Source organism: Aeromonas media (assembly GCF_020423125.1).
Classification (GTDB): domain Bacteria; phylum Pseudomonadota; class Gammaproteobacteria; order Enterobacterales; family Aeromonadaceae; genus Aeromonas; species Aeromonas media.
Genome location: NZ_CP075564.1, coordinates 4,118,835 through 4,145,104, shown reverse-complemented (window position 1 = coordinate 4,145,104; position 26,270 = coordinate 4,118,835). Strand labels below are relative to the sequence as shown.

Annotated in this window: 23 protein-coding genes and 1 pseudogene; 18 read left to right on the top strand and 6 right to left on the bottom strand. The window is 62.8% G+C overall.

All coding sequences use genetic code 11. The features are described 5' to 3' along the window. The first annotated feature begins 54 nt into the window (after positions 1 to 54). The gene (locus tag KI797_RS19180; protein ID WP_226170671.1) at positions 55 to 1,308 is read left to right on the top strand and encodes a phospholipase D family protein; all 1,254 of its coding nucleotides are present in this window, start codon (positions 55 to 57) and stop codon (positions 1,306 to 1,308) included. A 471-nt stretch (positions 1,309 to 1,779) separates the two neighbouring features. Here the strand turns inward: KI797_RS19180 and KI797_RS19175 are convergent, their stop codons facing one another. Then, entirely contained in the window at positions 1,780 to 2,898 is a 1,119-nt protein-coding gene (locus KI797_RS19175; protein ID WP_182787314.1) for an acyl-CoA desaturase, read from the bottom strand. A 149-nt stretch (positions 2,899 to 3,047) separates the two neighbouring features. Between KI797_RS19175 and fabR the strand changes: the two genes are divergently transcribed. Beyond that, positions 3,048 to 3,668, top strand: coding sequence for an HTH-type transcriptional repressor FabR (gene fabR, locus KI797_RS19170; RefSeq protein ID WP_005323438.1), 621 nt, complete (start codon positions 3,048 to 3,050; stop codon positions 3,666 to 3,668). A gap of 19 nt (positions 3,669 to 3,687) precedes the next feature. Then, positions 3,688 to 4,053 carry a YijD family membrane protein gene (locus KI797_RS19165; protein ID WP_042650560.1) on the top strand — a complete coding sequence of 122 codons (366 nt, stop codon included), beginning with the start codon at positions 3,688 to 3,690 and terminating at the stop codon, positions 4,051 to 4,053. 33 nt (positions 4,054 to 4,086) lie between these two features. Here the strand turns inward: KI797_RS19165 and KI797_RS19160 are convergent, their stop codons facing one another. Both KI797_RS19160 and rsmD read right to left on the bottom strand, forming a co-directional pair. Continuing rightward, complete coding sequence (locus tag KI797_RS19160; protein WP_043131306.1) at positions 4,087 to 4,401, bottom strand: DUF1145 domain-containing protein; 315 nt, start codon at positions 4,399 to 4,401, stop codon at positions 4,087 to 4,089. A gap of 116 nt (positions 4,402 to 4,517) precedes the next feature. Next, positions 4,518 to 5,147 carry a 16S rRNA (guanine(966)-N(2))-methyltransferase RsmD gene (gene rsmD / locus KI797_RS19155; RefSeq protein WP_226170668.1) on the bottom strand — a complete coding sequence of 210 codons (630 nt, stop codon included), beginning with the start codon at positions 5,145 to 5,147 and terminating at the stop codon, positions 4,518 to 4,520. Positions 5,148 to 5,258: 111 nt separating this feature from the next. Between rsmD and ftsY the strand changes: the two genes are divergently transcribed. The 10 genes from ftsY (at position 5,259) to hutH (ending at position 17,282) form a co-directional block, all read left to right on the top strand. Next, entirely contained in the window at positions 5,259 to 7,064 is a 1,806-nt protein-coding gene (gene ftsY, locus KI797_RS19150; protein WP_226170665.1) for a signal recognition particle-docking protein FtsY, read from the top strand. Positions 7,065 to 7,134: 70 nt separating this feature from the next. Further along, on the top strand, positions 7,135 to 7,806 hold the full coding sequence (gene ftsE, locus KI797_RS19145; protein WP_005323433.1) for a cell division ATP-binding protein FtsE: 672 nt from the start codon (positions 7,135 to 7,137) through the stop codon (positions 7,804 to 7,806). Further along, entirely contained in the window at positions 7,806 to 8,759 is a 954-nt protein-coding gene (gene ftsX / locus KI797_RS19140; RefSeq protein WP_005323432.1) for a permease-like cell division protein FtsX, read from the top strand. Before ftsE ends, ftsX begins: the two co-directional genes overlap by 1 nt. 464 nt (positions 8,760 to 9,223) lie before the next feature. Continuing rightward, complete coding sequence (rpoH, locus tag KI797_RS19135) at positions 9,224 to 10,078, top strand: RNA polymerase sigma factor RpoH (RefSeq protein WP_043131310.1); 855 nt, start codon at positions 9,224 to 9,226, stop codon at positions 10,076 to 10,078. Positions 10,079 to 10,280: 202 nt separating this feature from the next. Beyond that, positions 10,281 to 10,940: a carbonate dehydratase gene (gene can / locus KI797_RS19130; protein WP_041206790.1), complete on the top strand. Its 660-nt coding sequence runs from the start codon at positions 10,281 to 10,283 to the stop codon at positions 10,938 to 10,940. An 11-nt stretch (positions 10,941 to 10,951) separates the two neighbouring features. Next, the gene (hutC, locus tag KI797_RS19125; RefSeq protein WP_043131324.1) at positions 10,952 to 11,656 is read left to right on the top strand and encodes a histidine utilization repressor; all 705 of its coding nucleotides are present in this window, start codon (positions 10,952 to 10,954) and stop codon (positions 11,654 to 11,656) included. Positions 11,657 to 11,811: 155 nt separating this feature from the next. Further along, positions 11,812 to 13,047 (top strand): imidazolonepropionase, encoded by a 1,236-nt coding sequence (gene hutI / locus KI797_RS19120; RefSeq protein WP_226170663.1) that lies wholly within the window; start codon positions 11,812 to 11,814, stop codon positions 13,045 to 13,047. Beyond that, complete coding sequence (gene hutG / locus KI797_RS19115; RefSeq protein ID WP_226170661.1) at positions 13,040 to 13,978, top strand: formimidoylglutamase; 939 nt, start codon at positions 13,040 to 13,042, stop codon at positions 13,976 to 13,978. The genes hutI and hutG overlap by 8 nt, the downstream gene beginning before the upstream one ends. 66 nt (positions 13,979 to 14,044) lie before the next feature. After that, the gene (hutU, locus tag KI797_RS19110) at positions 14,045 to 15,748 is read left to right on the top strand and encodes a urocanate hydratase (RefSeq protein WP_226170659.1); all 1,704 of its coding nucleotides are present in this window, start codon (positions 14,045 to 14,047) and stop codon (positions 15,746 to 15,748) included. A gap of 1 nt (position 15,749) precedes the next feature. Next, positions 15,750 to 17,282: a histidine ammonia-lyase gene (gene hutH / locus KI797_RS19105; protein ID WP_043131319.1), complete on the top strand. Its 1,533-nt coding sequence runs from the start codon at positions 15,750 to 15,752 to the stop codon at positions 17,280 to 17,282. Positions 17,283 to 17,409: 127 nt separating this feature from the next. Here hutH and KI797_RS19100 read toward each other — a convergent pair whose 3' ends face one another. Then, the gene (locus KI797_RS19100) at positions 17,410 to 18,507 is read right to left on the bottom strand and encodes a calcium:proton antiporter (RefSeq protein ID WP_226170658.1); all 1,098 of its coding nucleotides are present in this window, start codon (positions 18,505 to 18,507) and stop codon (positions 17,410 to 17,412) included. 166 nt (positions 18,508 to 18,673) lie between these two features. Next, positions 18,674 to 20,229, bottom strand: a pseudogene (locus KI797_RS19095) (EAL domain-containing protein). A 484-nt stretch (positions 20,230 to 20,713) separates the two neighbouring features. Here KI797_RS19095 and KI797_RS19090 point away from each other — a divergent pair. After that, the gene (locus tag KI797_RS19090; protein ID WP_171273063.1) at positions 20,714 to 22,633 is read left to right on the top strand and encodes an EAL domain-containing protein; all 1,920 of its coding nucleotides are present in this window, start codon (positions 20,714 to 20,716) and stop codon (positions 22,631 to 22,633) included. A gap of 59 nt (positions 22,634 to 22,692) precedes the next feature. Here the strand turns inward: KI797_RS19090 and KI797_RS19085 are convergent, their stop codons facing one another. Then, the gene (locus KI797_RS19085) at positions 22,693 to 23,613 is read right to left on the bottom strand and encodes a 1-aminocyclopropane-1-carboxylate deaminase/D-cysteine desulfhydrase (protein ID WP_182787337.1); all 921 of its coding nucleotides are present in this window, start codon (positions 23,611 to 23,613) and stop codon (positions 22,693 to 22,695) included. A gap of 96 nt (positions 23,614 to 23,709) precedes the next feature. Here KI797_RS19085 and KI797_RS19080 point away from each other — a divergent pair, with 96 nt between their 5' ends. The 4 genes from KI797_RS19080 (at position 23,710) to KI797_RS19065 (ending at position 26,230) form a co-directional block, all read left to right on the top strand. Then, positions 23,710 to 24,573: an MSHA biogenesis protein MshI gene (locus tag KI797_RS19080; protein WP_226170656.1), complete on the top strand. Its 864-nt coding sequence runs from the start codon at positions 23,710 to 23,712 to the stop codon at positions 24,571 to 24,573. Positions 24,574 to 24,682: 109 nt separating this feature from the next. Continuing rightward, on the top strand, positions 24,683 to 25,276 hold the full coding sequence (locus KI797_RS19075) for a PilN domain-containing protein (protein ID WP_139439242.1): 594 nt from the start codon (positions 24,683 to 24,685) through the stop codon (positions 25,274 to 25,276). After that, the gene (locus KI797_RS19070; RefSeq protein ID WP_226173181.1) at positions 25,276 to 25,923 is read left to right on the top strand and encodes a type 4a pilus biogenesis protein PilO; all 648 of its coding nucleotides are present in this window, start codon (positions 25,276 to 25,278) and stop codon (positions 25,921 to 25,923) included. The genes KI797_RS19075 and KI797_RS19070 overlap by 1 nt, the downstream gene beginning before the upstream one ends. Continuing rightward, on the top strand, positions 25,916 to 26,230 hold the full coding sequence (locus tag KI797_RS19065) for a SctD/MshK family protein (RefSeq protein ID WP_226170654.1): 315 nt from the start codon (positions 25,916 to 25,918) through the stop codon (positions 26,228 to 26,230). Before KI797_RS19070 ends, KI797_RS19065 begins: the two co-directional genes overlap by 8 nt. Positions 26,231 to 26,270: the final 40 nt, after the last annotated feature.

Here is a 26,270-nt window from a genome sequence, read left to right as displayed (position 1 = left end):
CAATCGGGGCGGTTGTCTGGGTTATGCCACCGCCTCATGACAAGGAGATGACCCTTGCTCACCGCCGACTTTGCCCTGCTCGACGATCCCGGCGCCGCCCTCAAGGCCCGCTGCCAGCTGATCCGCGGCGCCCGCAGCCGGATCCAGGCCCAGTATTACAGCTGGGAAGAGGACAGCAGCGGCAAGCTGCTGCTGTCGGAGTTGCTCCATGCGGCGCGGCGAGGGGTCCGGGTTCAGCTGCTCATCGACGACCTCTATGCTGGCGACAACCGTTTCCTGGAGGTGGTGGCGGCAGAGCCCGGCATCGAGGTTCGGCTGTTCAATCCGTTCTGGCTGAGGGGCTGGCGCCCCCTGACCCTGCTGCTGGAAGGCCTGCTCAGCTTCCGTCGCATCAACCACCGCATGCACAACAAGCTGCTGCTGGTGGATGGCCGCGAAGCGGTGATCGGGGGTCGCAACATCGGCGATCGTTACTTCGGGCTGGGGGCGTCCCCTCACTTCGTCGATCTGGATCTGGTCTGCCGGGGCCCCCTCTGCCGCCAGGTCGAGCAGGGCTTCGAGTTGTTCTGGCGCAGCCGCTGGAGCCACCCCATCCGGCGCCTGTTGCGGCGCCCCCTGCTGCCCGCCGAGATCCGCGCGGTGAACGATTTCCTGCTCACCCTGACCGACCCTGTGGTGGCCATGGTCTACGATCTGCCCGCCAGCCTGTTCGATGGGGTGTCGGTTCCCCTTGGCTGGCATCCGGGGTTCGGAGAGTGCTGGTTTGACCGGCCCGGCAAGGGATTGATCTCCCGGCCGACCACGGCGCCCCGCTTGGGACGCAAGCTGGCGGGCAATAGGGAGACGCTGCGGTTGGTAAGCCCCTACCTGATCCTGACCCGGAGCCTGCGCCGCCATCTCAAGCGACAACGCCTGGCGGGGGTTGGCATCGAGATCCTGACCAACTCCCTGGCCAGCACAGACGTGCCCCTGGTGTATGGCGCCTATCGGCGCCACCGCCCCTGGCTGGAGCGGCAGGGCATAGTGCTGGCCGAGCTGGCGGGTGAGGCCCACAGCCTGCATGCCAAGCTGATCCTGATGGGGGAGGAGGAGGCCCTGCTCGGCAGCTTCAATCTGGATCCCCGCTCCCTGATGCTCAACACCGAGCTGATGTTGCATCTGCGCTGCACGGCGCTCTGTGCCGAGCTGAGGCACTGGCTTTGCGGGTGGCAACAGGCAGCGGCGCATCCTGTGGTGGCGCCCCCCTCGACGCTGCGGCGCCTGCTGGCGCGACTGAGCGACTGGTTGCCGTTGCACCCCTGGCTGTGAGAGGGGCCTGGCTTGTGCGAGATCTCGCAAAGCCTTGTGCGCCTTCGAGGATAACGTTTGCCATCCAAAACCGGATTGAGATTTTATCGTATTGTTTTTAATCACTTTATATCTGGTGGTGAACCCTGATGCTGCTACTCGGTCTGCATAGAGGTCCGTATAAAACGGTTTTTTATTTTAATTAACTGCGTAGTATTTCGGTTGCAAGGACAAACACGGCGGCTCGCCTGCCGTGTGGGTGAAGGGGGTAAGGGAATGGGTCGGCCGGAGTGTTCTGGCAGATACTGCGGATCGGGAGCGGAAACCCGTGATGCGGCAAAGATCCCCGTTATTGCCGGATCCCAATACGGAACATGCTATTTGCGAGGGGGTGACATGCGAGTGTCGCCCCATTTTTTTGTTTCTCGCCTTTGGGGCGCATACAAGAAGACTGCCAGCAGGCGGTCTTCTTGATCCGGGCTCCTGAGCGTCTCAGGCGATGCCGGCCAGCAGGCGACTCCAGTTGCGTTTGGCAACGAGGAAGCCATCCCGAAGGTTGCGATATTCCAGCTGCAGCTTGAGCCTGTCGTAGCGCGCCAGCGCCTTGCGCTTGCGCTGCTCCAGCAACTGCTTGCGGTTGGCGTAGTAGTGCTGGATCTGCAGGCTCAGCTTGTCGTACTCCTCCTGCAGCAGCGCCTGCCACAGCTCCCTGTCATCCTGCTTGTGCAGTCTGGCCTGGGCGCGCTTGAGCTGCATCTCCAGCCTGGCCTGCTCGATTCGCTCCTCAGGGCAGGATCTGAGATCCCTAGCCAGCCCGCACCAGGCGGCGATGCGGATCAACCACTTGGTGGGGTCGAACTGCCACCAGCGGATGCCGTTGCGGTAGTCGTTCTCGAACAGGTGATGGAAGTTGTGATACCCCTCGCCAAAGGTGAAGAAGGCCAGGATGCCGTTGTCCCGGGCGCTGTTGCGGTCGGTGAAGGGCTGGCTGCCCCAGATGTGGGCAAGGGAGTTGATGAAGAAGGTGGTGTGATGGGTCATCACCATGCGCAGCACCCCGGCGAGCAGTAGCATGCCAAGCAGATCGCCGTGGATCAGGCCGAGCAGCAGCGGGATGCCGATGTTGGTGGCCAGGGTCAGCGCCAGATAGTGCCTGTGCTGGAAGGCGACCACGGGATTGTTCTGCAGATCCCGCACGTTGCTGTAGTCGTGGTAGATCTCGCGCTGGTATTCACGCAGCATCCAGCCGATGTGGGAGTACCAGAAGCCGCGGCCCGCGCTATAGGGATCCTTCTGATTGTCATCCACGTGGCGGTGGTGACGGCGGTGATCGGACGACCAGTGGAGTGCCGAGTTTTGAAGGGCGAGGGCACCGCCTATGGCGAAGAACCATTGCAGGGCCGGGTGGGCCTTGTAGGCCTTGTGTGACCAGAGTCTGTGGTAGCCGGCGGTGATGGAGATGCCGCAATAGCAGAACAGCAGCAGGAAACTGCTCCACTGCCAGAGGTCATAGCCATGGGTCAGGCCGTACCAGGGTACCGCAATCAGTGCCGTCAGCCCGGAGAGGGCAAACAGCAGGGTGTTGGTCATGATGATCGGGGGGCGGTCCATTTCACTCGGCTCCATTCAGCGAACAGCTGTCCACTATTCTCCATTGAGCCGGAATGCGGGTCAATGGTAAAAAAGTCGGAGACAAACCTGATCCAGGCCCCGCCTTCGGGTTATCATCTGGCCTCGCTAATCGCAAGGTGACTGTTTTCGTGGGTATTCGCGCGCAACAAAAAGAAAAGACCCGGCGTACGCTGATCGACGCTGCGTTCAGTCAACTCTGTGCCAACCGCAGCTTCTCCAACCTCAGCCTGCGGGAAGTGGCCAGGGAGGCGGGCATTGCGCCGACCTCCTTCTATCGTCATTTTCGCGACATGGAAGAGCTGGGGCTGACCCTGGTGGACGAGGGCGGCTTGACCCTGCGCCAGCTGATGCGCCAGGCGCGCCAGCGCATCGCCGGTGGTGGCAGCGTCATCAGCACCTCGGTGCAGACCTTCATGGAATTCGTTGAAAACAACCCGAACATCTTCCGGCTGCTGCTGCGCGAGCGCTCCGGTACTTCTGCGGCGTTTCGCCAGGCGGTGGCCCGCGAGATCCAGCACTTCATCGCCGAGCTGACCGATTATCTGGAGGCGACCACACAGGCGCCACGGGAAGAGGCCTACATCCAGGCCGAAGCCATGGTCACCATCGTCTTCAGCGCCGGTGCCGACGCCCTCGACATGACGCCCGAAGAGTGCCGGGCACTGTCGGAACGCACCATCAGCCAGTTGCGAATGATCGCCATGGGCGCCGAGGTTCTGAACCGCAAGCGCCGCGAATCTCTCTCATAAGTCAAGGATGGACAGTCCCATGCATGAATCGAACGCGATCCCGAAGAAACCCCTGCTGCTGGCCCTGCTCATCGGCATCTGCGGTGATGCCTTCCTGTCGGTGCTGACCGAGTCGGTTGTGCCCTTCTCCTTCTTCCCCCTGATCGCCCTGCTGCTGGCGGCCTACCAGCTCTATCAGCACTATCGCCACGAGCCCATGGTCGGCAATACCCCCAGTTGCATCCTGCTCTGCTTCTTTATCGGGGTGTTCGGCCATTCGGCGCTGCTCAAGGTGCAGTACCCGGAGCTTGGTAGCAACTTCTTCTCCCTCATCGCCATGCTGCTGCTGCTCGCGGTGCTCTCCATCAAGCTCGGGATCAGCCTGGGGAAAAAAGCGAAGGAGTGACGCATCACTCCTTCTGGTTCGATTTGCCGGTGGTTAGTCGACCCTGGGCGGCGTTTCGCCTCTCTGTCTGGCATCTATGATGGCTTGCAGCTTGGCCCGGATCTCCATCATGCCGAACACGCCGAAGATCAGCACCTGAGTGAATTCGAGGCGAGTGACCGCGAAGTAGGGCTTGCAGGCGGCCTTGATCATGCTCGCCTGTACCCAGTGCATCAGTATCACGATGACGCCGCAAACCGGCAGAAAGCCGTTCAGTTTGCCCGGCAGGGTGCCCAGCAGGGCGAGCACCACGCCGAACCAGAAGAACAGCAACACACCCATCGCCAATAGATTAAACACCCGCTTCATCGCCTACCTCCCGTACATAGAGTTGATAACAGACCTGACCGGCCTGCTTGTCCTTGAGTCGTTGCCCAGATTGACGAGGAGGGGCATAGCGCCCACCTCCCGTACCTACCCGGCATTTAAACCGCAGCGTCATCCTGGATGTCCCGCAGATAGAGCTGATAGCAGACCTGACCCGCTTGTTTGTCCTTGAGTTGTTTCCAGCTGGCAGGAAGGGGCAGATCGCTCATCTCTTTTTCTCGTTCAAGATAGATGAGGGCATTCGGCGCCAGCCAGCCGCGCTGTTCCAGCAGATCGCACACCTGGGGCAGCAGTTCACGGCGAAACGGCGGATCCAGGAACACCAGATCGAAGGGGGTGGCGGGGCCTTGCAGCCAGCTTACCGCATCGGCCTGGATCACCTGTCCCTGGCTTGAACCCAGAGTGAGCAGGTTTTTCTTGAGCTGATCGGCGGCCCCCTTGTCCATTTCGACTAGGGTGACCTGCTCGGCGTAGCGCGACAACGCCTCCAGCCCCAGGCCGCCGCTGCCGGCAAACAGGTCGAGACAGCGGGTGCCACGGACATGAGGGGCCAGCCAGTTGAAGATGGTCTCCTTGACGCGATCCGTGGTGGGTCTGAGTCCGTCCACATCCCTGACCGGCAGTTTACGGCCCTTCCACTGGCCGCTGATGATTCTTACCACGCCCGCTCGCCCCTGGGGGGTTGGGCTCTTGCTCGGGCTGTTACGGCTGGATTTCACTCTGGGCATCGCGTTTCGTCGTCAGAAAATAAAGTGGTAGTATAAGGCGGTTCATTTTTATGCCGACCCGCCGAGGGACGGCTATCTTAGCAGTCAGCCAACGAAGTGAGTATTTTTTAGATGGCAAAAGGTTTGTTTTCCTGGCTGGGTTTCGGCCGCAAGAAAGAAGAGGCTGAGGCCGTCCAATCACAGGCCCCTGACGCCACCCCGGCTGTCGCCGAGTCCGAGGCCCCTGCTGTATTGCACGAGGCGCCCCTGGCGACCCCTGACGAAGGTCCCCTGGTGGTGGAGGAACCTGCCTCCGAACTCGAGCCCGTCATCGTCAATGAGGCTCTGATCGCCGCTGAAGCCGAGGCCGCCAACGCTGCATGCGTTGCCGCTGAGGCCCAGGCTGCGGAAACCGCCCGTGTTACCGCCGAAGCTCAGGCTGCGGAAGTCGCTCGTGTTGCCGCCGAGGCACAAGCTGTGGAAGCTGCTCGCGTTGCTGCTGAGGCACAGGCTGCGGAAGCCGCCCGTGTTGCCGTCGAGGCCGAGGCTGTCGAAGCTGCACGCGTTGCCGCCGAGGCCCAGGCTGCGGAAGCTGCACGCGTTGCCGCTGAGGCCCAGGCTGCGGAAGCCGCCCGTGTTGCCGCTGAAGCTCAAGCTGCGGAAGCCGCTCGCGTTGCCGCCGAGGCACAGGCTGCCGAAGCTGCTCGTGTTGCCGCCGAGGCTCAGGCTGCGGAAGCCGCTCGTGTTGCCGCCAAGGCACAAGCTGCCGAAGCTGCTCGTATTGCCGCCGAGGCACAGGCTGCGGAAGCTGCTCGTATTGCTGCCGAGGCACAGGCTGCGGAAGCTGCTCGTGTTGCCGCCGAGGCAGAGGCTGCGGAAGAGGCTCGTATCGCCAAAGAGGCCCAGAGAGCGGAAGATCTGCGTCTGGTGGCCGAGATGGAGGCGGATGCCGCCGCGCTGGCAGCCCTGCCGCTGGCCGCCAAGGTGGACGACGACACTCAGGACAAGCCGCAGCGGGAGGGCTTCTTTGCCCGCCTCAAGCGCAGCCTGGTGCGCACCAAGGAAAATATCGGCTCCGGCTTCTTCGGCCTGTTCCGTGGCAAGAAGATCGATGACGAGCTGTTCGAGGAGCTGGAGACCCAGCTGTTGACCGCTGATCTCGGCGTGGATACCACCAGCCGCATCATTGAAAGCCTGGTGCAGCACGCGGATCGCAAGCAGCTCAAGGATGCCGAGGCGCTCTACGGCCTGCTCAAGCAGGACATGGGCGAGATGCTGGCGAAAGTCGAGCAGCCGCTGGTGATCGACACCAGCAAGAAACCCTATGTGATCCTGATGGTCGGCGTGAACGGCGTCGGCAAGACCACCACCATCGGCAAGCTGGCCAAGCAGTTCCAGGCCGAAGGCAAGAGCGTGATGCTGGCGGCGGGTGATACCTTCCGTGCCGCTGCGGTCGAGCAGTTGCAGGTGTGGGGTCAGCGCAACAATATTCCGGTGATCGCCCAGCACACTGGCGCCGACTCTGCCTCCGTCATCTATGACGCCATCGAGGCAGCCCGCTCCCGAGGTGCCGACGTGTTGATCGCCGATACCGCTGGCCGCCTGCAGAACAAGAGCAACCTGATGGAAGAGCTCAAGAAGGTGGTGCGGGTGATGAAGAAGCTGGATGAGGAAGCGCCTCACGAGATCATGCTGACCCTGGATGCGGGCACAGGCCAGAATGCCCTGAGCCAGGCCAAGCTGTTCAGCGAGGCGGTGGGCTTGAACGGCATCACCCTCACCAAACTGGACGGGACCGCCAAGGGCGGCGTCATCTTCGCGGTGGCCGACAAGTTCCAGATCCCGATCCGCTACATCGGGGTGGGCGAGGGGATCGACGATCTGCGTCCCTTCGTTGCCAACGACTTTATCGAGGCACTCTTCAGCCGCGATGAATGAGTCCGGCCGCGATGAGTAAGTGTTCCATACCCCGGCCCAGGTCGGGGTTTGTCAATATCAGGAAACCGTTATGATCCGTTTTGACAAGGTCAGCAAGGTATACAGCGGTGGCCATCAGGCGCTGCAGAAAGTCAGCTTCCACCTGCGCAAGGGGGAAATGGCCTTCCTGACCGGCCACTCGGGGGCGGGCAAGAGTACCCTCCTCAAGCTCATCAGCGTGATGGAGCGGCCGACCGATGGGCGCGTCTTCTTCCATGGCGATGACGTCAGTCATATCCAGCGCAGCCAGATCCCCTATGTGCGTCGCCAGATCGGCATGATCTTCCAGGATCACCGGCTGCTGATGGACAGAACCGTGTTCGACAACGTGGCCCTGCCCCTGGTGATCGATGGCTATAGCCATGCTGACATCAACAAGCGAGTGGCGGCGGCGCTGGACAAGGTCGGCCTGCTCGGCAAGGAGCGCTACCAGCCACGCATGCTCTCCGGTGGTGAGCAGCAGCGGGTCGGCATCGCTCGCGCCATCGTCAACAAGCCCCCCCTGCTGCTGGCGGATGAACCAACCGGCAACCTGGATCCTCAGCTCTCCATGGACATCATGCGGCTGTTCGAGGAGTTCAACCGCTTCGGGGTCTCGGTGCTGATTGCCACCCACGATCTGGGGCTGATCGCCCGCATGCGCTATCGCACCCTGACCCTGAAGGCAGGGCGCATGTATTCCCAAGAGCAGGAGGAGAGCTGATGGCTATCGTTCGTCATAAACAGCCGCCGCTGCGTCGTCTGATGATGTACGGTGTGGACCACGTGCGTCAGGCCTTTGCCAGCCTGGGAGAGCTGTGGCGCAATCCGCTTGCTTCCCTGATGACGCTGGCGGTGCTTGGTGTCAGTCTGGCGCTGCCCTCCTGCTTTCACGTGCTGCTGAAGAACGCCGAAGTGGTGGAAGGGAGCTGGCAGACCAGCTCCCAGATCTCCCTCTATCTGCGCAAGGATCTGCCGGAGCAGAGCATCCTCGACATGAAGCAGCGGATCCTGCTCTATCCCGAGGTGGAATCCGTCACTTATATGAACCGGGACGAGGCGCTCAAGGAGTTCCGCGAGATCTCCGGTTTCGGCGATGCTCTGGATTACCTCGACAGCAACCCGCTACCGCCGGTGCTGAGCGTCATCCCGGATCCGCGCTGGCAGAATCCGGAAGGGGCCGCCGAGCTGCTCGCCAAGCTGGAGAACGAACCCGGCATCGAGCAGGGCAAGCTGGATCTGCAGTGGCTGACCCGGCTGCAGGGGATCATGAACCTGTTGCGCCACACCATCACCGGCATAGCGGTGCTGCTGCTTTCTGCCGTGCTGCTGATCGTCGGCAACACCCTCAGGCTCAATATTCTCAACCAGAGATCCGAGATCGAAGTGCTCAAGCTGGTGGGGGCGACCGATGCCTTCATTCACCGTCCCTTCCTCTACACCGGCATCTGGTTCGGGGTCATCGGCGGCATGCTGGCCTGGTGGCTGACCGAGGTAATGGTGATCTGGAGCGAGGGGGTGGTGAAGGAGCTGGCGGGGCTTTACAACAGCAACTTCCGGCTGGTGGGGATGGGGGCGTTCGACGGCTTCAACCTCATACTGCTGGGGGCCTTGCTGGGGTTGATCGCGTCCTGGTTCTCGGTGCACAGGCACATTCGTGACATAGAACCGTCCTGATTAATTTATCAGCATTTTAAAGCGCTGGATTTTGCGAACTGGATCAAGTAAAAGAGTGGCCCGTTTCTGGCACGGGCCACTTTCTCAGAGTAATCTGAATGATGCCTACGCCAAGGATCATATTTGGATCCTGTGAACCTTTTGATTTATAAACAGTCTATCTAGTGCAACAGAATGTATACGGGTGTGGCCCCTCTGCCTTGCTCGTCTGACTTGGCAAGCATGTGAAGGTTGCGAGCTCCGCAACAATGGACTTAGCATGCTACTTTTCAGGGGTCCTTCATTGTGACCCCTTTTTTTTGACCGTTCATTCATGATTCATCCCGTCGGCCTAAGATAGGCCGGGCTCACGCTGAGGCCGATGTTTGACTTGTGTTTGATGTGGGCCGCAGAATGACTCCCGGTCAGTAGACAGACCCTCTCAGGGTGTTAGACTGATTCGATTGAAAAGTAAGAGGTAGAACATGGGAACTTCATTGCAACGCACTATGGCTATGATTCCGCAAGGTAGTCTGGAAGGCTATATCCAGGCCGTCAACTCGATCCCCGTGCTGAGCGCGGAGGAAGAGCGTGAACTGGCGATGCGTTTGCAGCAGGGTGGCGACCTCGAGGCTGCCCGTCAGCTGGTCATGTCGCATCTGCGTTTTGTCGTTCACGTGGCCAAGAGCTACTCCGGCTATGGCCTGCCTCAGGCCGATCTGGTGCAGGAAGGCAACATCGGCCTGATGAAGGCCGTCAAGCGCTTCGACCCGAGTGTCGGGGTGCGCCTGGTTTCCTTCGCCGTGCACTGGATCAAGGCCGAGATCCACGAATATGTGCTGCGCAACTGGCGCATGGTCAAGGTGGCCACCACCAAGGCCCAGCGCAAGCTGTTCTTCAACCTGCGCAAGTCCAAGAAGCGTCTGGGCTGGCTGAACCACGAAGAGGTGCAGGCCGTTGCCGCGGATCTCGGGGTCTCTGCCGCGGACGTCACCGAGATGGAAGCGCGCATGAGCAATTACGATCAGGCCTTCGATCTGGTTGGTGACGATGAGGATGAAGGCGGCTTCGCCCCCGTCCATTATCTGGAAGACAAGTCTTCCGATCTGGCCGCGACCATAGAGAACGACAACTGGGACAGCCATGCCACCCGTCGCCTGAGTGCGGCCATGGCGACCCTGGACGAGCGTAGCCAGCACATCATCCGTGCCCGCTGGCTCGATGACGAGAGCAAGACCACCCTGCAGGAGCTGGCCGATACTTACGGCGTCTCGGCCGAGCGTGTGCGCCAGCTTGAGAAGAACGCACTCAAGAAGCTGAAAGACGCCATGGATGCCTGAGGGCATTCGCCGAGCGTGTGCGCCAGCTTGAGAAGAACGCGCTCAAGAAGCTGAAAGACGCCATGAATGCCTGAGGGCATTCTCTTGTAGAAAACAGGGCCTGATGGTCCTGTTTTTGTTTCGCGGAGATCTGGTCGGCCTTGCCTTGGTTACCCTTGTGTATGGTATGTTGCCGCCACTGCCACAGTTAGGGAGAGCAGAAGTGAAACTGTTGAACGACCTGTTTACCAACAACCGCGAGTGGGCGGAACGGATCAAGGCCGAAGATCCCGAGTTCTTCGCTACCCTATCCGCCCAGCAGGCGCCCGAGTACCTCTGGATCGGCTGTTCCGACAGCCGGGTTCCCGCCAACCAGCTGATGGGGCTGCTGCCGGGGGATGTCTTCGTCCACCGCAACGTCGCCAATCTGGTGGTACACACCGATTTCAACTGCCTCTCCGTGCTGCAATACGCGGTGGAGGTGCTCAAGGTGAAGCACATCATCGTCTGCGGCCACTACGGTTGCGGCGGCGTCAAGGCGGCGATGCAGAACCAGGAGCTGGGCCTCATCGACAACTGGCTGCGCAACATCAAGGATGTCTATTTCAAGTACGGCGAAGAGCTCGAAGCCATCGAGGATGAGCACGAGCGCTTCGACTACCTGTGCGAGCTGAACGTGGCCGAGCAGGTCGCCAACGTCTGCCATACCACCATCATCCAGAATGCCTGGCGCAAGGGGCAGGAGCTGGCGGTGCACGGCTGGATCTACGGCATCAAGGACGGTCTGCTGCACGATCTCGATCTCTGCATCAGCGGCCCTGATCAGATCCCGGACGTCTACCGCGCCTGGCCGGACATGCGTCCGCCTCACCGTCGTCGCTGAGGAATCTATTGGTGGCACCCGCCCTCTATCTGCAGATCAAACAGCACATCCTGGACGGGATCCGCGAACGCCACTATCAGGCGGGCGACAGGATCCCGACCGAGGCCGCCCTGTGCGAGCAGTTTGCCGTGAGCCGGATGACGGTCAACAAGGCGCTGCGTGAACTGGTGGCCGAGGGCTGGCTCAATCGCACCGCCGGATCCGGCAGCTTCGTGGCGGACAGGCGTGCCGAGTCGCCGCTGCTGGCCATTCGCAACATAGCCGACGAGATCGCCGAGCGGGGGAGCCAGTACAGTGCCCGGGTGATCCGCCTGCAGCGTCAGGCTGCCGACGAGAAGGTGGCGGTGCGACTGGGTTTGCGGGTCGGGGCGCCCACCTTTCACAGCCTGATCGTCCATCAGGCCGATGGGGAGCCGCTGCAACTGGAGGAGCGTTTCGTCGATGCCGAGCGTCTGCCCGGCTATGGCGAGCAGGACTTCACGAGGCAGACGCCGAACAGCTATCTGATGGAAATCTGCCCGCTCTCCGAGATGGAGCACGTGGTGGAGGCGGTGCTGCCGAGCGCCGGCGAGGCGGGCTTGCTGCAGGTGAGGGTCGATACCCCCTGCCTGCTGCTGCATCGCCGCACCTGGTCGGATGGCTTTCTGGTCTCTTATGCCCGCCTGCTCTCGCCAGGCTCCCGCTACAAGTTGAGCTCCAAGACCCGACTGGCTTAATTGTATATACATATCTTGTTTTCAAAGCCCACCTATTGGTGGGCTTTTTTGTGCTTAAACTCTAATGAAACCGCTGTTATCAAGATGTGAACTTGATCCTTTCTTTCTCATCAGAGATCGGCTATAAATTATTGTATATACATTTAGAGGTCGGTATGAACAAGGAACTGTTGAACTGCGAGCGGGTCTGGCTCAACGTGACACCCGCCACACTGCGCCCCGATCTGGCGGACTACGGTCTGTTGGAACCCCATGCCCTCGGCGTGCATGAAGGCAGGATCCACGCCCTGGTCCCTATGCAGGATCTCAAGGGGCCCTATCCCGCCCACTGGCGCGACATGAAGGGCAGGCTGGTGACCCCTGGCCTCATCGATTGCCACACCCACCTCATCTTTGCCGGCAGCCGGGCTGAAGAGTTCGAGCTGCGCCAGAAGGGGGTCCCTTATGCGGAGATCGCCCGCAAGGGGGGTGGCATCCTCTCCACTGTGCGGGCCACCCGCGCGGCCAGCGAGGATCTGCTCTATGAGCTGGCGGTGCCGAGGATCAAGTCCCTGATCCGGGAAGGGGTCACTACCGTGGAGATCAAGTCCGGCTATGGCCTCACCCTGGCGGACGAGATCAAGATGCTGCGGGTCGCCCGCCGACTGGGGGAGGCGCTGCCCATCCGGGTCAAGACCACCCTGCTGGCCGCCCATGCGGTGCCGCCGGAGTACCGCGACGATCCCGACTCCTGGGTCGAAACTATCTGCCAGGAGATCATCCCGGCAGCGGCCGAGGCGGGTCTGGCGGATGCGGTGGATGTCTTCTGCGAGCACATCGGCTTCTCTCTGGCCCAGACCGAGCAGGTCTATCTGGCGGCGGATCAATACAATCTCGCGGTGAAGGGGCACATGGAGCAGCTCTCCAACCTGGGTGGGAGCACGCTCGCCGCCAACTTCGGTGCCCTCTCGGTGGATCACCTGGAGTATCTGGATCAGGACGGGATCCAGGCGCTGGCCCACCGTGGCGTGGTCGCCACCCTGCTGCCTACCGCCTTCTATTTCCTGAAGGAGACCAAGCTGCCGCCGGTCACCGCCCTGCGCAAGGCGGGCGTGCCCATGGCGGTCTCCTCCGACATCAATCCGGGCACGGCCCCCATCGTCTCCCTGCGCATGGCCATGAACATGGCCTGCACCCTGTTCGGCCTGACCCCGGTGGAGGCCATGGCCGGGGTGACCCGCCACGCCGCCCGGGCGCTCGGCGAGCAGGAGCGTCTGGGGCAGTTGAGGGTGGGTATGCAGGCCGATTTTCTGATCTGGAATTGCGCCCACCCCTCCGAGATCAGCTACCTGATCGGGGTCGATCAACTGGTCAGCCGGGTCCTCAACGGGGAGGAGACGCTCCATGGATAAGTTCAACATGACCGACATGTCGGTCTGGCAGGGGCGCCAGGATCCGGAAGATGGTGAACTGGCCCTGCGCTGGCACAACAAGGTGCAACCCTGGCAAGCCGACAGCGAGCCCGGCGTGGTGCTGCTCGGTTTTGCCTGTGACGAAGGGGTGCGCCGCAACAAGGGGCGGGTCGGCGCCGCCGCCGCACCGCTGGCGATACGCAAGCTGCTGGCCAACACCGCCTGGCATCTGGGCCGACTTGTCCATGACGGCGGCGACGTGCGCTGCGAGGACGGCGATCTCGATGCCGCCCACGACCGTCTGGCGGAACGGGTTGCGAGCGCGCTGGAGCTGGGCCACTTCCCGCTGGTGCTGGGGGGCGGCCACGAGGTGGCCTTCGGCAGCTGGAGCGGTCTCAATCGCCATCTGGGTGGCAAGGGCCGGGTCGGCATCATCAACTTCGATGCCCACTTTGACCTGCGCATGAAACAGGAGCTGGCAAGCTCGGGCACCCCCTTCTTCCAGATTGCCGAGCAGTGCGCCGCCCAGGGTACGCCCTTTACTTACGCCTGCCTCGGGGTGGCGGAGACCGCCAATACCCAAGCGCTGTTTGCCCGCGCCAATGAACTGGGGGTCTGGCACGTGCTGGACGAGGAGATGACTCCGGCTGACCTGCCCGAGCTTCTGAACGGGTTGGATGCCTTTGTCGCCCGTTGCGACCACCTCTACCTCACCCTGGATCTCGACGTGCTGCCTGCCGCCGTGATGCCGGGGGTGAGCGCCCCCGCCGCCCGCGGCGTCGAGCTGGCGGTCATCGAGCCCCTGATCGCCCATATCCGGGCCAGCGGCAAGCTCAGGCTTGCCGATCTGGCCGAGTACAACCCGAGTTTGGATCTGGACAACCGCAGCGCCCGCGTGGCCGCCCGGCTGGTCCATCAACTAACCAAGTAGTCGGCCGACTCGCCAGGGGGCACTGTGCCCCCGCATGGCGGCTGCATTGATAAACAAGGAGTGTCTATGTCTGTGCAACACCAGGATCCCCGTCACGACCCGAGCCGGGTCATTCGCGCCCCCCGTGGCACCGAGTTGACCGCCAAGAGCTGGCTCACCGAAGCGCCGCTGCGGATGCTGATGAACAACCTGGATCCGGAAGTTGCCGAGCATCCCCAGTCCCTGGTGGTCTATGGCGGCATCGGCCGCGCCGCCCGCAACTGGGCCTGCTACGACAAGATCGTCGAGGTGCTGACCCGTCTCGAGGACGACCAGACCCTGCTCGTGCAATCCGGCAAGCCGGTCGGGGTGTTCCAGACCCACAAGGATGCGCCCCGGGTGCTGATCGCCAACTCCAACCTGGTGCCCCACTGGGCCAACTGGGAGCACTTCAACGAACTCGATAAGAAGGGTTTGATGATGTACGGCCAGATGACCGCCGGCTCCTGGATCTACATCGGCACCCAGGGGATAGTGCAGGGCACCTACGAGACCTTCTTCGCGGTGGCGAACCAGCACTTCAACGGCGAGCCGAAAGGGCGCTGGATCCTCACCGGCGGCCTGGGTGGCATGGGCGGCGCCCAGCCTCTGGCGGCCACCATGGCCGGCTTCTCCATGATCGCCGTCGAGTGCGACGAGACCCGCATCGATTTTCGCTTGAAGACCCGCTACGTCGACAAGAAGGCTTACAGTCTGGATGAGGCGCTGGCCATGGTCGAGGAGGCCAAGCAGAGCGGTACCGCCGTCTCCGTCGGTCTGCTCGGCAACGCCGCCGACGTCTTCGCTGAGCTGGTGGCCCGTGGCATCACCCCGGACGTGGTGACCGACCAGACCTCGGCCCACGACCCGATCCACGGCTACCTGCCGCAAGGATGGAGCGTCGCCCAGTGGCGCGAGCTGCAAAAATCTGCGCCCCAGGAGGTGAACCAGGCGGCTCGTCACTCCATGGCGCGCCAGGTGGAAGCCATGCTGACCCTGCAAGCCCGCGGCGCGGCCACCCTGGATTACGGCAACAACATCCGCCAGATGGCGTTGGAGGAAGGGGTGAAAAACGCCTTCGACTTCCCCGGCTTCGTACCGGCCTACATTCGTCCGCTGTTCTGCGAGGGCATTGGCCCCTTCCGCTGGGTGGCTCTGTCCGGTGATCCGGAAGACATCTACAAGACCGACCAGAAGGTGAAGGAGCTGATCCCCGATGATCCTCATCTGCACAACTGGCTCGACATGGCCCGCGAGCGCATCGCCTTCCAGGGCCTGCCGGCGCGGATCTGCTGGGTCGGGGTCAAGGATAGAGTGCGCCTCGGTCTCGCCTTCAACGAGATGGTGAAGAACGGCAAGCTGAAAGCCCCCGTGGTGATCGGTCGCGACCACCTGGACTCCGGCTCGGTGGCGAGCCCGAACCGCGAGACCGAATCCATGATGGACGGCTCCGATGCCGTCTCCGACTGGCCGCTGCTCAACGCCCTGCTCAACACCGCAGGCGGCGCGACCTGGGTCTCCCTGCACCACGGTGGTGGTGTCGGCATGGGCTTCTCCCAGCACTCCGGCGTGGTCATCGTCTGTGACGGTACCGATGACGCCGCCAAGCGGGTCGGCCGCGTGCTGCGCAACGACCCGGCCACCGGGGTGATGCGTCACGCCGACGCCGGCTACGAGATTGCCATCAACTGCGCCCATGAGGCGAAACTGGATCTGCCGATGCTGAACACAGCTGGCAAGGGAGCGAAATAAGATGTTCGAACTCAATCTGCAACCGGGCAAGCTCTGCCTCGCCACCCTGCGCCGCGTCAGCCGCGAGCCTGTGCATGTCAGCCTGGATCCGGCCGCCCTGGCGGGGATCCACGCCTCCGCAGCCGTGGTCACCAAGGTGATAGAGCAAAACCGCGTGGTCTACGGCATCAACACCGGCTTTGGCCTGCTGGCCAACACCCGCATCCCGGTGGAGCAGCTGGACGAGCTGCAACGCTCCATCGTGCTCTCCCATGCCGCAGGGATTGGCGAGTACATGGATGACGCTACCGTGCGGCTGATGATGGTGCTCAAGGTCAACTCGCTGGCGCGGGGCTTCTCCGGCATCCGCCTGACGGTGCTCGAGGCCCTGATGCGCCTCATCAACACCGAAGTCTATCCCGTGGTGCCGAAGAAGGGCTCCGTCGGCGCCTCCGGTGACCTGGCCCCCCTGGCCCATATGAGCTGCCTGCTGATAGGTGAAGGCAAGGCCCGCCACAAGGGCGAGCTTATCGACGCCGCCACGGCGCTCAAGATTGCGGGCCTCGAGCCCATCGCCCTGGCGCCGAAAGAGGGGCTGGCCCTGCTCAACGGCACCCAGGCCAGCACGGCGTTCGCTCTGGAAGGCTTGTTCCATGCCGAGGATCTGTTCGCCGGTGCCATCACTATAGGCGCCATGAGTGTGGAGGCGGCCCTCGGTAGTCGCCGGCCGTTCGATGCCCGCATCCATGAGGTGCGCGGCCAGCGCGGCCAGATCGACGCCGCCGCCTGCTATCGCCACCTGCTGGTGGATGGCAGCGAGATCGGCATGTCCCACCACAACTGCGAGAAGGTGCAGGATCCCTACTCGTTGCGCTGCCAGCCCCAGGTGATGGGGGCCTGTCTGGCCCAGATCCGCCACGCCGCCGAGGTGCTGGTGTGCGAGGCCAACGCGGTCTCCGACAACCCCCTGGTGTTCGCCGAGGATGAGGAGATCCTCTCCGGCGGCAACTTCCACGCAGAGCCGGTGGCCTTCGCCGCCGACAACCTGGCCCTGGCCATCGCCGAGATTGGCTCGCTCTCCGAGCGACGCATGGCGCTGCTCATCGACTCGCGCATGTCGGGCCTGCCCGCCTTCCTGGTCAACAATGGTGGGGTGAATTCGGGCTTCATGATTGCCCAGGTCACCTCGGCGGCACTCGCCTCCGAGAACAAAACCCTGGCCCACCCGGCCTCGGTGGACAGCCTGCCCACCTCCGCCAACCAGGAGGATCATGTCTCCATGGCCACCTTCGCCGGTCGCCGTCTGGCGGACATGGCGGAGAACACCCGCGGCATACTGGCGGTCGAGCTGCTCGCCGCCGCCCAGGGCCTGGACTTCCGCGCCCCCCTGCGCAGCACCGAGCTTATCGAACTGGCCAAGGGGCGACTGCGTGAAGAGGTCAGCTTCTACGACAAGGACAGATACTTCTCGCCGGACATCGAGGCCGCCGCCGCCCTGCTGGGCGCCGCCAGCTACAACGATCTGATCCCGGCAGGGGTGCTGCCCAGCCTCTAAGGGGTCAGCCCGCACATAACAAAAGACCGCCCGATGGGCGGTCTTGTCGTTTCTGGCGCCGGTTATTCGTGCTCGAACATCAGGAACAGATAGACCACGAACAGCAACTGCTGAGTGCTGGCGCCGGTTATTCGTGTTCAAACATCAGGAACAGATAAACGACAAACAGCACCAGGTGGGTGGCGCCGTGCAGGGCATGGGTGCGGCCGCTGCTGAAGGTCACCTTGCAGACCATCAGGGTGGTGATGAGCAGCACCATGTTGGCAGCGTCGAGACCGAGGCGCACCTCCTGCCCGAGCAGGGCGCCGATGAACAGCACCGAGGGGACCGTCAGGGCTATGGTGGCCAGCACGGACCCGAAGTAGAGGTTCATGGCGCGCTGCAACTGGTTGTTGAAGGCCGCCTTGATGGCGCCGACCGCCTCCGGCGCGAGCACGATACAGGCCACGATGAAACCGCCCAGCGCGGCCGGGGCCTCCATCACATGCACCCCGTAGTTGATGGGGATGGCCAGGGTCTTGGCCAGCAGGATCACCACCACCAGGTAGGTGAGCAGCAGCAGGGTGTGGTAGACGTTGCTGCGCAGTATGCCGTGATGATCCTCGTGATCCTCGTGGTCGCTGTCGACGAAGAAGTGGCTGTGACTGCGGGTCTGGATCAGCAGGAAGACGCCGTAGAGCAGCACCGAGATGATGATCAGCATCCAGGACATGGCGCTGGACATGCTGCCGAGGGTGCCGCCCCGGGTGAAGTTTGGCAGCACCAGGCAGAGCAGGGCCAGCGGAATGATGGCGACCAGGTAGGATTTTACCCCGTCCAGATTGAAGTTCTGGGTGTGATAGCGCCAGCCGCCAAACAGCAGGGTGAAGCCCACCAGGCCGTTGGTCACCAGCATCACCACCGCGAACATGGTGTCGCGGGCCATGGTGGGATTGGGCTCACCGGTCAGCATCACGGAGGAGATCATCACTACTTCCAGGGAGATGACCGAGAGGGTCAGGATCAGGGTACCGAAAGGTTCACCCAGCTTGATGGCCAGGGCGTCGGAGTGACGTACGACGGAGAAGATGGCCCAGGTGACGATGGCGAGCAGGGCCAGTGACACCGGCAGGTAGACCGCAAGAGGGGTTGCTTCCGTCAGCAGGTCGCTGCCCAGGGTCTTGAAGAAGAGCAGGGTCAGCAGGCCAACGGGCAGGGCAATCTCTTGCCGGATAAATGACTTCATAGGCAGTGGTTCTCATCTCGGGGCGGCCGTAGCCGACGGGTAGGGAGACAACAGGCCGCGCCACAGGGGCGCGCCAGCCCATGATAAAGGGAGTTGTCCCGTCAGAGGAGAATCATTTTGTTGCAAGGAATGAGGGTCTCCTGGCGGGAACCCTCGTGTTTCGCGCTCATTGCCTGCCGGGCTGGCTCTGCCGCCATGCCAGCAGCCAGATCTTCAGCTTGTGGAGTGCCATGGGTCTGGCATAGACATAGCCCTGGATCAGGTGGACACCACGGCGGTGCAGGTAGTCGACCTGCTCCAGGGTCTCGACCCCTTCGGCGATCATCTCCATATCGGATTCATGGCCGAAGGCGATGATGGCGTCCAGCAGGGTGCGTTTGAGATCGTCGGTGCCTATGGTGTCGACGAACATCTTGTCGATCTTGATCTGGCGGATGCCGAGGCGCTGCAGGTAGGCGAAACCGCCATAACCGGTGCCAAAGTCATCCAGCTTGAAGTGATACCCCTTCTCCTGCAGCAGCGCTATCTCCCCCATGGCCGCCTTGATATCGGTGATCGGCTTGCGCTCGGTCAGCTCGAAGGTGAGTCTGGCCGGGGAGGGCCAGCCGTGGCGTTGCAACAGAGGGCGTAGATGGGGTTGCTCCAGGTGGGCGGCCACTATGTTGACGCTGACCCACTGCGTCGGCTCCAGCCAGGGCAGATCTGCGATGACCCGCTCCAGCAATTGCTCCGTCATGGGCAGAATCAACCCCTGTGTCTCCGCATAGTCGATGAAGGTGCCTGGCGGTACCAGCTCCCGGCCCCGCTGCCAGCGCAGCAGCGCCTCGAAACCGACCACCTTTCTGCTGCCGCTGTCCACTATGGGTTGATAGAAGGGGATGAACTCTCGCCGGACCAGGCCTGCCTGCAGCACAGTCCCTTGAGGGAGCGGCGATAGTTGCGCAGCCCCCAATAGGCGGCGACCAGCAGGAGTCCCAGTGCACCGCCATACAAGAGGCCATAGTGGCGGGCCTGTTGCTTCGCATACTCCTCCAGTGCCTTGCCCGCCCACAGGGTCTGCCTGATCTGGGGATCCGCATCGAAGAAGCTCAGACTCTGGTTGCCGGGCTCTTGCTTGATGGATTTGTCGCCACGGGGGAAGAGAGCGGTGACCTTGCCCGGGCTCTGCTGGCCAAACTCGAGGTAGAAGCAGCCCGAGCAGGGGGATTGCAGCTGATCGTGGCCCCAGCTGTTGTTCAGCACCCAATAGGCAACGTGATCTCCCTGTCTGAAATAGGCGACCAGCTCCTGCTCGGTGTTGAAGCGGGCATGGGTGGCCGTGAGGCCAAACTGCTCCTGTTTGGGATAGGGGGGCAGCTCGGCCAGGGTGAAGGGCAGATCCAGCCCCAGGCTGGAACAGCCACGGCCGGAGGCGAGCAGGATCCCCTGCAGCCGGATATGACTGTTGTAGAAGCGGGGATCCCGCAGCAGAGCCATGTCTGCTGGACCGCAATCGAAGGCGAACCTGGACAGCTGAGTGCGGATATTGTCATCCAGCGTCTTGTGGCGTTCCGTCAGCGCGGCCTCTATCTGCGCCTTCTTCTGCTGCAACAGCTGGTGGGCCAGGGGACTGCCCAGCAACTGGCTGAGGGGAAGGCTCGCCAGCACGGGCAGGCAGAGCAGCAGCAGACTGATCCAGAAGGGAGACGATCGTCGCAAGGGATACCTGCCCGGTGGGCGCATGGGATGCAAATGGATGGCAACATCATAGCATTAGCTGGTTCTATTTGAGTCACATCGGTCACACTTGGAACAATAATCATAATCCATTGATATACAACAAATATGACAAATTGATTGATGGAGATTCAATCGCTGACCTGTCATAAATGACAATTGTCCAGCTTATCTGAAATCGCTAGAGTAGCAGTGCGGTTTGACTCACCGTGTGTTCAATACTCCTGTATCTATTTTTGTCAGTAGCACAGAGTGTTAGTTTTGATATGAGTGTTTCTTTTGGTCCCCGCAGTGGGACCATTTTTCTGCCCGCCGTTTGGCTGGTTGCCCGATTTTATCCTCTCCCGAGTCCCCCCGTACGAATGACCCACGCCCGGGCATGAGCGGCCGCCGCGCTTATTTGCAGAAGCGGGATCTTCATCCATAGGTGGGGTTTGGCCAAGGCTGATACCATGAGGCTCTATGGATGCTGTCGGCTACGGAAAGGCACATGAAACTGACCACTCAACTCGTCTCCTTTATTACGCTGTGCGTGATCGCGGCCATGGCCGTGGTGATGCTGGGCGGGGTATTCAGTTTCCGCCAGATGGGGATGGAGCTGCAGCAGAACCGGGTCGACTCCCTGGTGGAGATCATCGACAAGCAACTGGGAGTGACCGACGATCAGCAGGCCTTGGCCCGCTGGCTGCCCTCCCTGTTGCGGGCTTCCCACGTGGTCGAGCTGGAGATCCGCCAGGACAGGCAGCGGGTCTACTGGTTTCGCGACGTACAACAACAGACCGACGAGAGTCTGCTGATCCCCTACAGCAAAGCCATTCCCAATCAGGTCGGCATGCAGGCCGAGTTCAAGCTGGACAGGCCGTTCAAGGAGTTTGAGTACTCCATGCAGGCCATGTTCGGCATCTCCCTCGGGGTCTTCATCGTGGTGTTCGGTCTCTGGTATTCCATCCGCTGGTTGCGACAGCAGCTGCGTGGTGCCGAGCTGCTGGCGGAGCGGGCCCAACTGATCCTGGATGGCAAACTCACCAAGCTGGCCCATGATCCCGCCGACGAATGGCCCCTCCCCGCCAGCCAGGCGCTCACCCATCTGCTGGCCGAGCTGGCCGATGCCCGCAAGGAGCGCAGCCGGTTCGACAACTTCATCCGCAGCAACGCCTTCGTCGACAAGACCACCGGCATTGGCAACCGCCTCTTCTTCGACAACCGGCTGGAAAACGCCATCATGGAGGCGAGCGTGATCAGTGGTGGTGTCCTGCTGATCGAGCTGGCCGGGCTGGAGGAGCTGGATCCCGAACTGAGCGGGCGCCCGAGTCAGGATCTGCTGATGGAGGCGAGTGCCTCCATCGGTGCCTTCGTGCGCAAGCACAGCGGTGCCCTGCAGGCCCGCTACGCCGGCCAGGTCTTTGCCGTGCTGCTGCCCAACATGTCCGAGAGCGAGATGGTGGACGGCGCCAGTCAGTTGCTCAAGAGCCTGCAGCGCCTGCACTGGCCCGAGTCGGTCAATCTGGACACGGCCGTCTATCTCGGTGCCGTCTGTTACCAGGCCGAGGACTCCCTGCTCAAGGTGCAGGAAGAGGCCGAGCTGGCGCTCAAGAGTGCACGCCTGCAGGGTCACAGCGGCTGGTTCCTCTACGAGAAGTCGCTGGACGAGGAGGCGAGCAACAAGGGGACGGTGCGCTGGCGCACCCTGATCAACCGCCGCATCGAGGAGCGGGGGATCTCCTTCTATCTGCAGCCGGTGCAGCAGGAGCGGGATCAGGTGGTGCTGCAACAGGAGCTGCTGATCCGCATTCATGACGAGCAGGGGCGGGAGTTGCAGGCAGGAGTCTTCATGCCCATGGCGGAGAAGGCCGGCCTGTTGCTGCCGTTGGACCGGCTGGTGGTCGCCCAGACCCTTCGCCTGCTGCGCCAGCGGCCGGAGTCGAGCTGCCCCGTCTGCCTGTCGCTCAGTGCCCAGAACCTGCTCAATCGCGAGTTCCAGCGGGATCTTTTCTTTGAGCTGTTCCAACTGCCGCGCAGCCTCAATGAGGGGTTGATCCTGCAGTTGTCGGAGTCTCAGGTGACCCGCCACTACGAGGCGCTCAAGCGGCCACTGCGGGCGCTGCGCATGTTGGGATGCCGGCTGGCCATCGATCACGCGGGCCAGGATGTGGTGAGCACGCAGTACATCAAGGAGTTCGAGATCAACTTCCTCAAGCTGCACCCCAGCCTAGTGCGGGAGATCCACCTGCGACAGGTCAACCAGATGGCGGTGCGCAGCCTGGTGGGGGGTTGCGCCAATACCCAGACCCGGGTGATTGCGGTCGGGGTGGAGAGCGGCGACGAGTGGAAGATGCTGCGTCATCTCGGCGTGCACGCGGGCCAGGGGCCCTGGTTCGCCGAACCACAGCGGCTGATCATGCCCGCCTGACGGGCCCGCCTGGTTCAGTGGCGACCCGACCCCTCTCCGGGCCCCTGAATCGCCCTGGCCTACAGCCTGCCCTGCTCCTTGAGGCCCGCCAGCCCCTGCAGGCCCCCGGTGTGGATGAAGACCACCTCGCTGCCGCGGGGGATGCGCCCGGCGGCCAGTTCCCGGAACAGCCCCCACATCGCCTTGCCGCTGTAGATGGGCTCGAGCGGCAGCCCGGTGTGAGCGCTGAAGGCCTGTACCCACTGCCACAGGGCCGGACTGAACCTGGCATAGCCGCCATCGTGATGATCCAGCGCAATGCGCCAGCCATCGGTGATGGCCGCCGCAGGATAGAGCCGGCACACCTCGTCGGCGATGAAGCCACCCCCCTTGAGCACGGCGATGGCGAGGATCTGCTCCCGTGCCTGCTTGCCCGCGATGAGCCCCGCCAGGGTGCCACCGCTGGCGCAGGGCAGCACCCAGAGATCCGGCGAGAAGGGCACCTCGGCCACCAGCTCGGCCACCCCGGGGATGGCGAGCGGGCTGCTCCCCCCCTCCGGCACTATCAGGGTGTCAGGTGCCGCGAACTGGGCCAGCCAGTCGGGATCCTGGCGGCGCCGGTAGCTCTGGCGGTCCACAAAAACGAGATCCATGCCCCAGCCTTTGGCCGCGCTCAGGGTTGCGTTGCTGACGCTGTCAGCCTCACCGCGTATGATGCCGGTGGTGCGCAGCCCGGACCTGAGGCCGGCCGCCGCCAGGGCGTGAATGTGATTGGAGTAGGCGCCCCCAAACGACAGCAGGTGGGTCTTGCCCTGCGCCCGAGCCTGTTGCAGGTGGTACTTGAGCTTGCGCCACTTGTTGCCGGAGAGGGTCGGGTGGATCAGATCATCCCGCTTGCACCAGAGCCGCACGCCGTGGGCATCCAGCAGAGGGTGGTGGACAGGGTGCAGGGGGGAGGGGATCTGAGCGGGTTCCAGTGGCGCATCCCAGGGGGAGGTCATCTTGGCCGTCAATGCATCGTTTGTCATAAAGTTGGAGGCTAATGGCCTGTTTATGTTAAGGTTTAATCCGTTTCATGCAGCCAGGTCCAGGTCTCGATGAAGTCACTTTTCCGACGTTCGCACCCCAGCCCTCAGGTGGGACTCCTGCTGGCCAGCGATCGCATCCTGCTGGCTTGTGTGGAACCCGTCCCGATCTTTACCAGTCGCGCCATCAATGGTCCTCACGACTGGCCCAGGGCCATGGGGGAGCTGTTTGCCCAGCATGGCCTGGCCAAGTCTAAGGTGCGGGTGGCCCTGGCCGCCAGCCTTTATCAGCAGATCCAGATAGACAAGCCCGCCGTGCCCGACGCCGAAATGGCGGGGGCCCTGCCCTGGGCCATCAAGGATTTCGTCAACGAACCCGTGTTGCAGCTCGCCATGGACTATGTGGACCTGCCGACGCCCCCTGCGGGTCGGCCGCGCATCAACGTGATCTGCGTGCCCAAAGCGCGGGTGCAGCAACTGGCGGACGCGGTCAACGGCGTGGCGACTCTGGAGGCCATCGTCAGCGACGAGTTGGCCATGACGGCCCTCTACGAGGCGGATCAGACGGTGCGCATGCTGCTCTGGCAGCCGAGGGGACAGGAGTTGCAACTGCTGGTCTTTCATCGGGGAGGGCTCTGCTTCTCCCGTCAGTTCCGCGGGTTCGCCAGCCTCACCGGTACCCATGAGCCCGATCAGGAGATGCTCGACGGGCTGGCGCTGGAGATCCAGCGCTCCCTCGACTACCTGGCGGGTCATCTCAAGCTGCCGGAGCCGGGCCAGTTGCAACTCGCCATCGCCTCCTCCGCCATCGGGTTGCTGGTCCGCCACCTGGAACAGGTCTTCGGTTTCCCGGTCTCCGCCATGGCCAACAAGGCGGTGCTGGCCGGTGTCGAATACCTCTGTGCCTATGGTGCGGCCCTGGGAGGCGAACGATGAACCGGGTTGCTGACGTCATCCTTCACTCCTCCATGGCCAACAAGACCCAGTGGCAGGCCGGTGTCGAATACCTCTGCGCTTACGGCGCCGCCCTGGGCAGGAGCGAAGGATGAAACACCATATCAATCTCTATGGCGCCGAATTCAGGCCAAGGCGCCTGTGGGCCAGCCTCAATCAGATGGCCCTGGTCTGGGGCGGCTGCCTGCTGCTGCTGGTCGCGGCCACCTTTTTCTATGGCTGGCAACAGCGGGGTGTCGACCGTGAGCTGGCCCAGGTGCGTGCGCTGCTCGATGTGCAGCGCGGCGAGGCAACACGGCTCGATGCCGCGCTGGCGCGCCATCAGGCAGACGGTCAGCTGCAACAGCAACTGGTCGACAAGCGCGAGGAGCTGGCTGCCAAGCAGGCGCTGATACGCCAGCTCGGCAGCCTCTCCCTGCAAAAATCCCAGGGCTACGCCGGCGTGATGGCGGATCTGGCCCGTCTGCGGGATGCCCGCCTCTCCCTGCAACGGATCGAGATAAGTGATGGGCGCATCAACCTCTCCGGGGTGGCCGAACGCAGTCAGGATGTCCCCGCCTGGGTGAACCGCTTCAAGCAGACCCCGTCCCTGGCGGGCAAGCAGTTTGGCGAGCTGACCCTGAGCCGGGACAAGGCTGGCCAGCTGGCCTTCCAGCTTAGCGGCATAGCACGGGAGACCCCATGATGGAGATGAAAGCACAGTGGCTGGCCTGGGCACAGCACGTGGCCGCCCTCAGCCTGCGTGAGCGGGTCTTGATCCTGTTGACGGGCATCATCCTGCTGGGGGCGGCCGGGATCTACGGCTGGCTGGATGCCGCCGACACCCGCCTGAGCCAGGAGCGGCAGGCGCTGACGGCGGCGCAGCGGGATCTGGAGATCCTGACCCTGGAGAACCAGGGCAAGCAGGCCCGGCTGGGGCGGGATCCCAACGCCCAGGTGCGCCAGCAGTTGGCTGGCGTTGAGGCGTCCCTCGGCCGGCTGGACGCAGAGCTCAAGGCCCAGACGGTGGATCTGATCCCGGCCCACGAGATGCCGGCCGTGCTGGAGGCCCTGTTGTCTCGCTCCGCCAACCTGCATATGCTGGCGCTCACCTCCCTCAAGCCCGAGCCGCTGATGGCTGGCGAGCAGAAGGCCAACCTGTTCAAGCACGGGATCCGGCTCCAGCTGGAGGGGGGCTATTTCGATGTCTACCAGTACCTGAAGGCGCTGGAAGCCCTGCCTCGCCACTTCTACTGGAAAGGTTTCGACTACAGGGTGGTTGAGCACCCCAAGGCGGCGGTGGAGATGGAGATCTACACCCTGAGTACCAGCAAGGAGTTCATTCGTGGCTAAGTGGCTGACATTGTTGTGCTGCCTGCTGGGCCCGCTGGCCCAGGCAGAGGTGTTGCAGGACCCGACCGCCCCCCTGGCCGGCAGCGGCGCGGCGGCGAGCCCGAGCAAGGGCGCCGGTCTGCCCAGGTTGCAGAGCGTCATCCTGGGCAACGGACCGGCGCTGGCGGTGCTCAACGGTCAGAGCTATCGGGTGGGCCAGCGGATCGACGGTTTTCTGCTGGTGGGCATCAGCGCCGATGCCGTGGTACTGGAGAAAGCGAGCAAGCGTCAGACACTGACCCTGTTTGGCAGCAAGATCCGGATGTGAAGTGGGTTCCGCGCAGGATGCTGCGGGCCAGGGTTATCGA

Excerpts from the sequence above, each read along its gene's own strand:
- rsmD (WP_226170668.1), bottom strand. The coding sequence starts at position 5,147 with ATGCCCAGAGTGAAATCCAGCCGTAACAGCCCGAGCAAGAGCCCAACC.
- ftsX (WP_005323432.1), top strand. The coding sequence starts at position 7,806 with ATGGCTATCGTTCGTCATAAACAGCCGCCGCTGCGTCGTCTGATGATG.
- hutH (WP_043131319.1), top strand. The coding sequence starts at position 15,750 with ATGTTCGAACTCAATCTGCAACCGGGCAAGCTCTGCCTCGCCACCCTG.
- hutI (WP_226170663.1), top strand. The coding sequence starts at position 11,812 with ATGAACAAGGAACTGTTGAACTGCGAGCGGGTCTGGCTCAACGTGACA.
- KI797_RS19165 (WP_042650560.1), top strand. The coding sequence starts at position 3,688 with ATGCATGAATCGAACGCGATCCCGAAGAAACCCCTGCTGCTGGCCCTG.
- KI797_RS19080 (WP_226170656.1), top strand. The coding sequence starts at position 23,710 with ATGAAGTCACTTTTCCGACGTTCGCACCCCAGCCCTCAGGTGGGACTC.
- hutG (WP_226170661.1), top strand. The coding sequence starts at position 13,040 with ATGGATAAGTTCAACATGACCGACATGTCGGTCTGGCAGGGGCGCCAG.
- ftsY (WP_226170665.1), top strand. The coding sequence starts at position 5,259 with ATGGCAAAAGGTTTGTTTTCCTGGCTGGGTTTCGGCCGCAAGAAAGAA.
- KI797_RS19160 (WP_043131306.1), bottom strand. The coding sequence starts at position 4,401 with ATGAAGCGGGTGTTTAATCTATTGGCGATGGGTGTGTTGCTGTTCTTC.
- KI797_RS19090 (WP_171273063.1), top strand. The coding sequence starts at position 20,714 with ATGAAACTGACCACTCAACTCGTCTCCTTTATTACGCTGTGCGTGATC.
- KI797_RS19085 (WP_182787337.1), bottom strand. The coding sequence starts at position 23,613 with ATGACCTCCCCCTGGGATGCGCCACTGGAACCCGCTCAGATCCCCTCC.
- KI797_RS19100 (WP_226170658.1), bottom strand. The coding sequence starts at position 18,507 with ATGAAGTCATTTATCCGGCAAGAGATTGCCCTGCCCGTTGGCCTGCTG.
- ftsE (WP_005323433.1), top strand. The coding sequence starts at position 7,135 with ATGATCCGTTTTGACAAGGTCAGCAAGGTATACAGCGGTGGCCATCAG.
- KI797_RS19175 (WP_182787314.1), bottom strand. The coding sequence starts at position 2,898 with ATGGACCGCCCCCCGATCATCATGACCAACACCCTGCTGTTTGCCCTC.
- rpoH (WP_043131310.1), top strand. The coding sequence starts at position 9,224 with ATGGGAACTTCATTGCAACGCACTATGGCTATGATTCCGCAAGGTAGT.
- KI797_RS19070 (WP_226173181.1), top strand. The coding sequence starts at position 25,276 with ATGGAGATGAAAGCACAGTGGCTGGCCTGGGCACAGCACGTGGCCGCC.
- hutU (WP_226170659.1), top strand. The coding sequence starts at position 14,045 with ATGTCTGTGCAACACCAGGATCCCCGTCACGACCCGAGCCGGGTCATT.
- KI797_RS19075 (WP_139439242.1), top strand. The coding sequence starts at position 24,683 with ATGAAACACCATATCAATCTCTATGGCGCCGAATTCAGGCCAAGGCGC.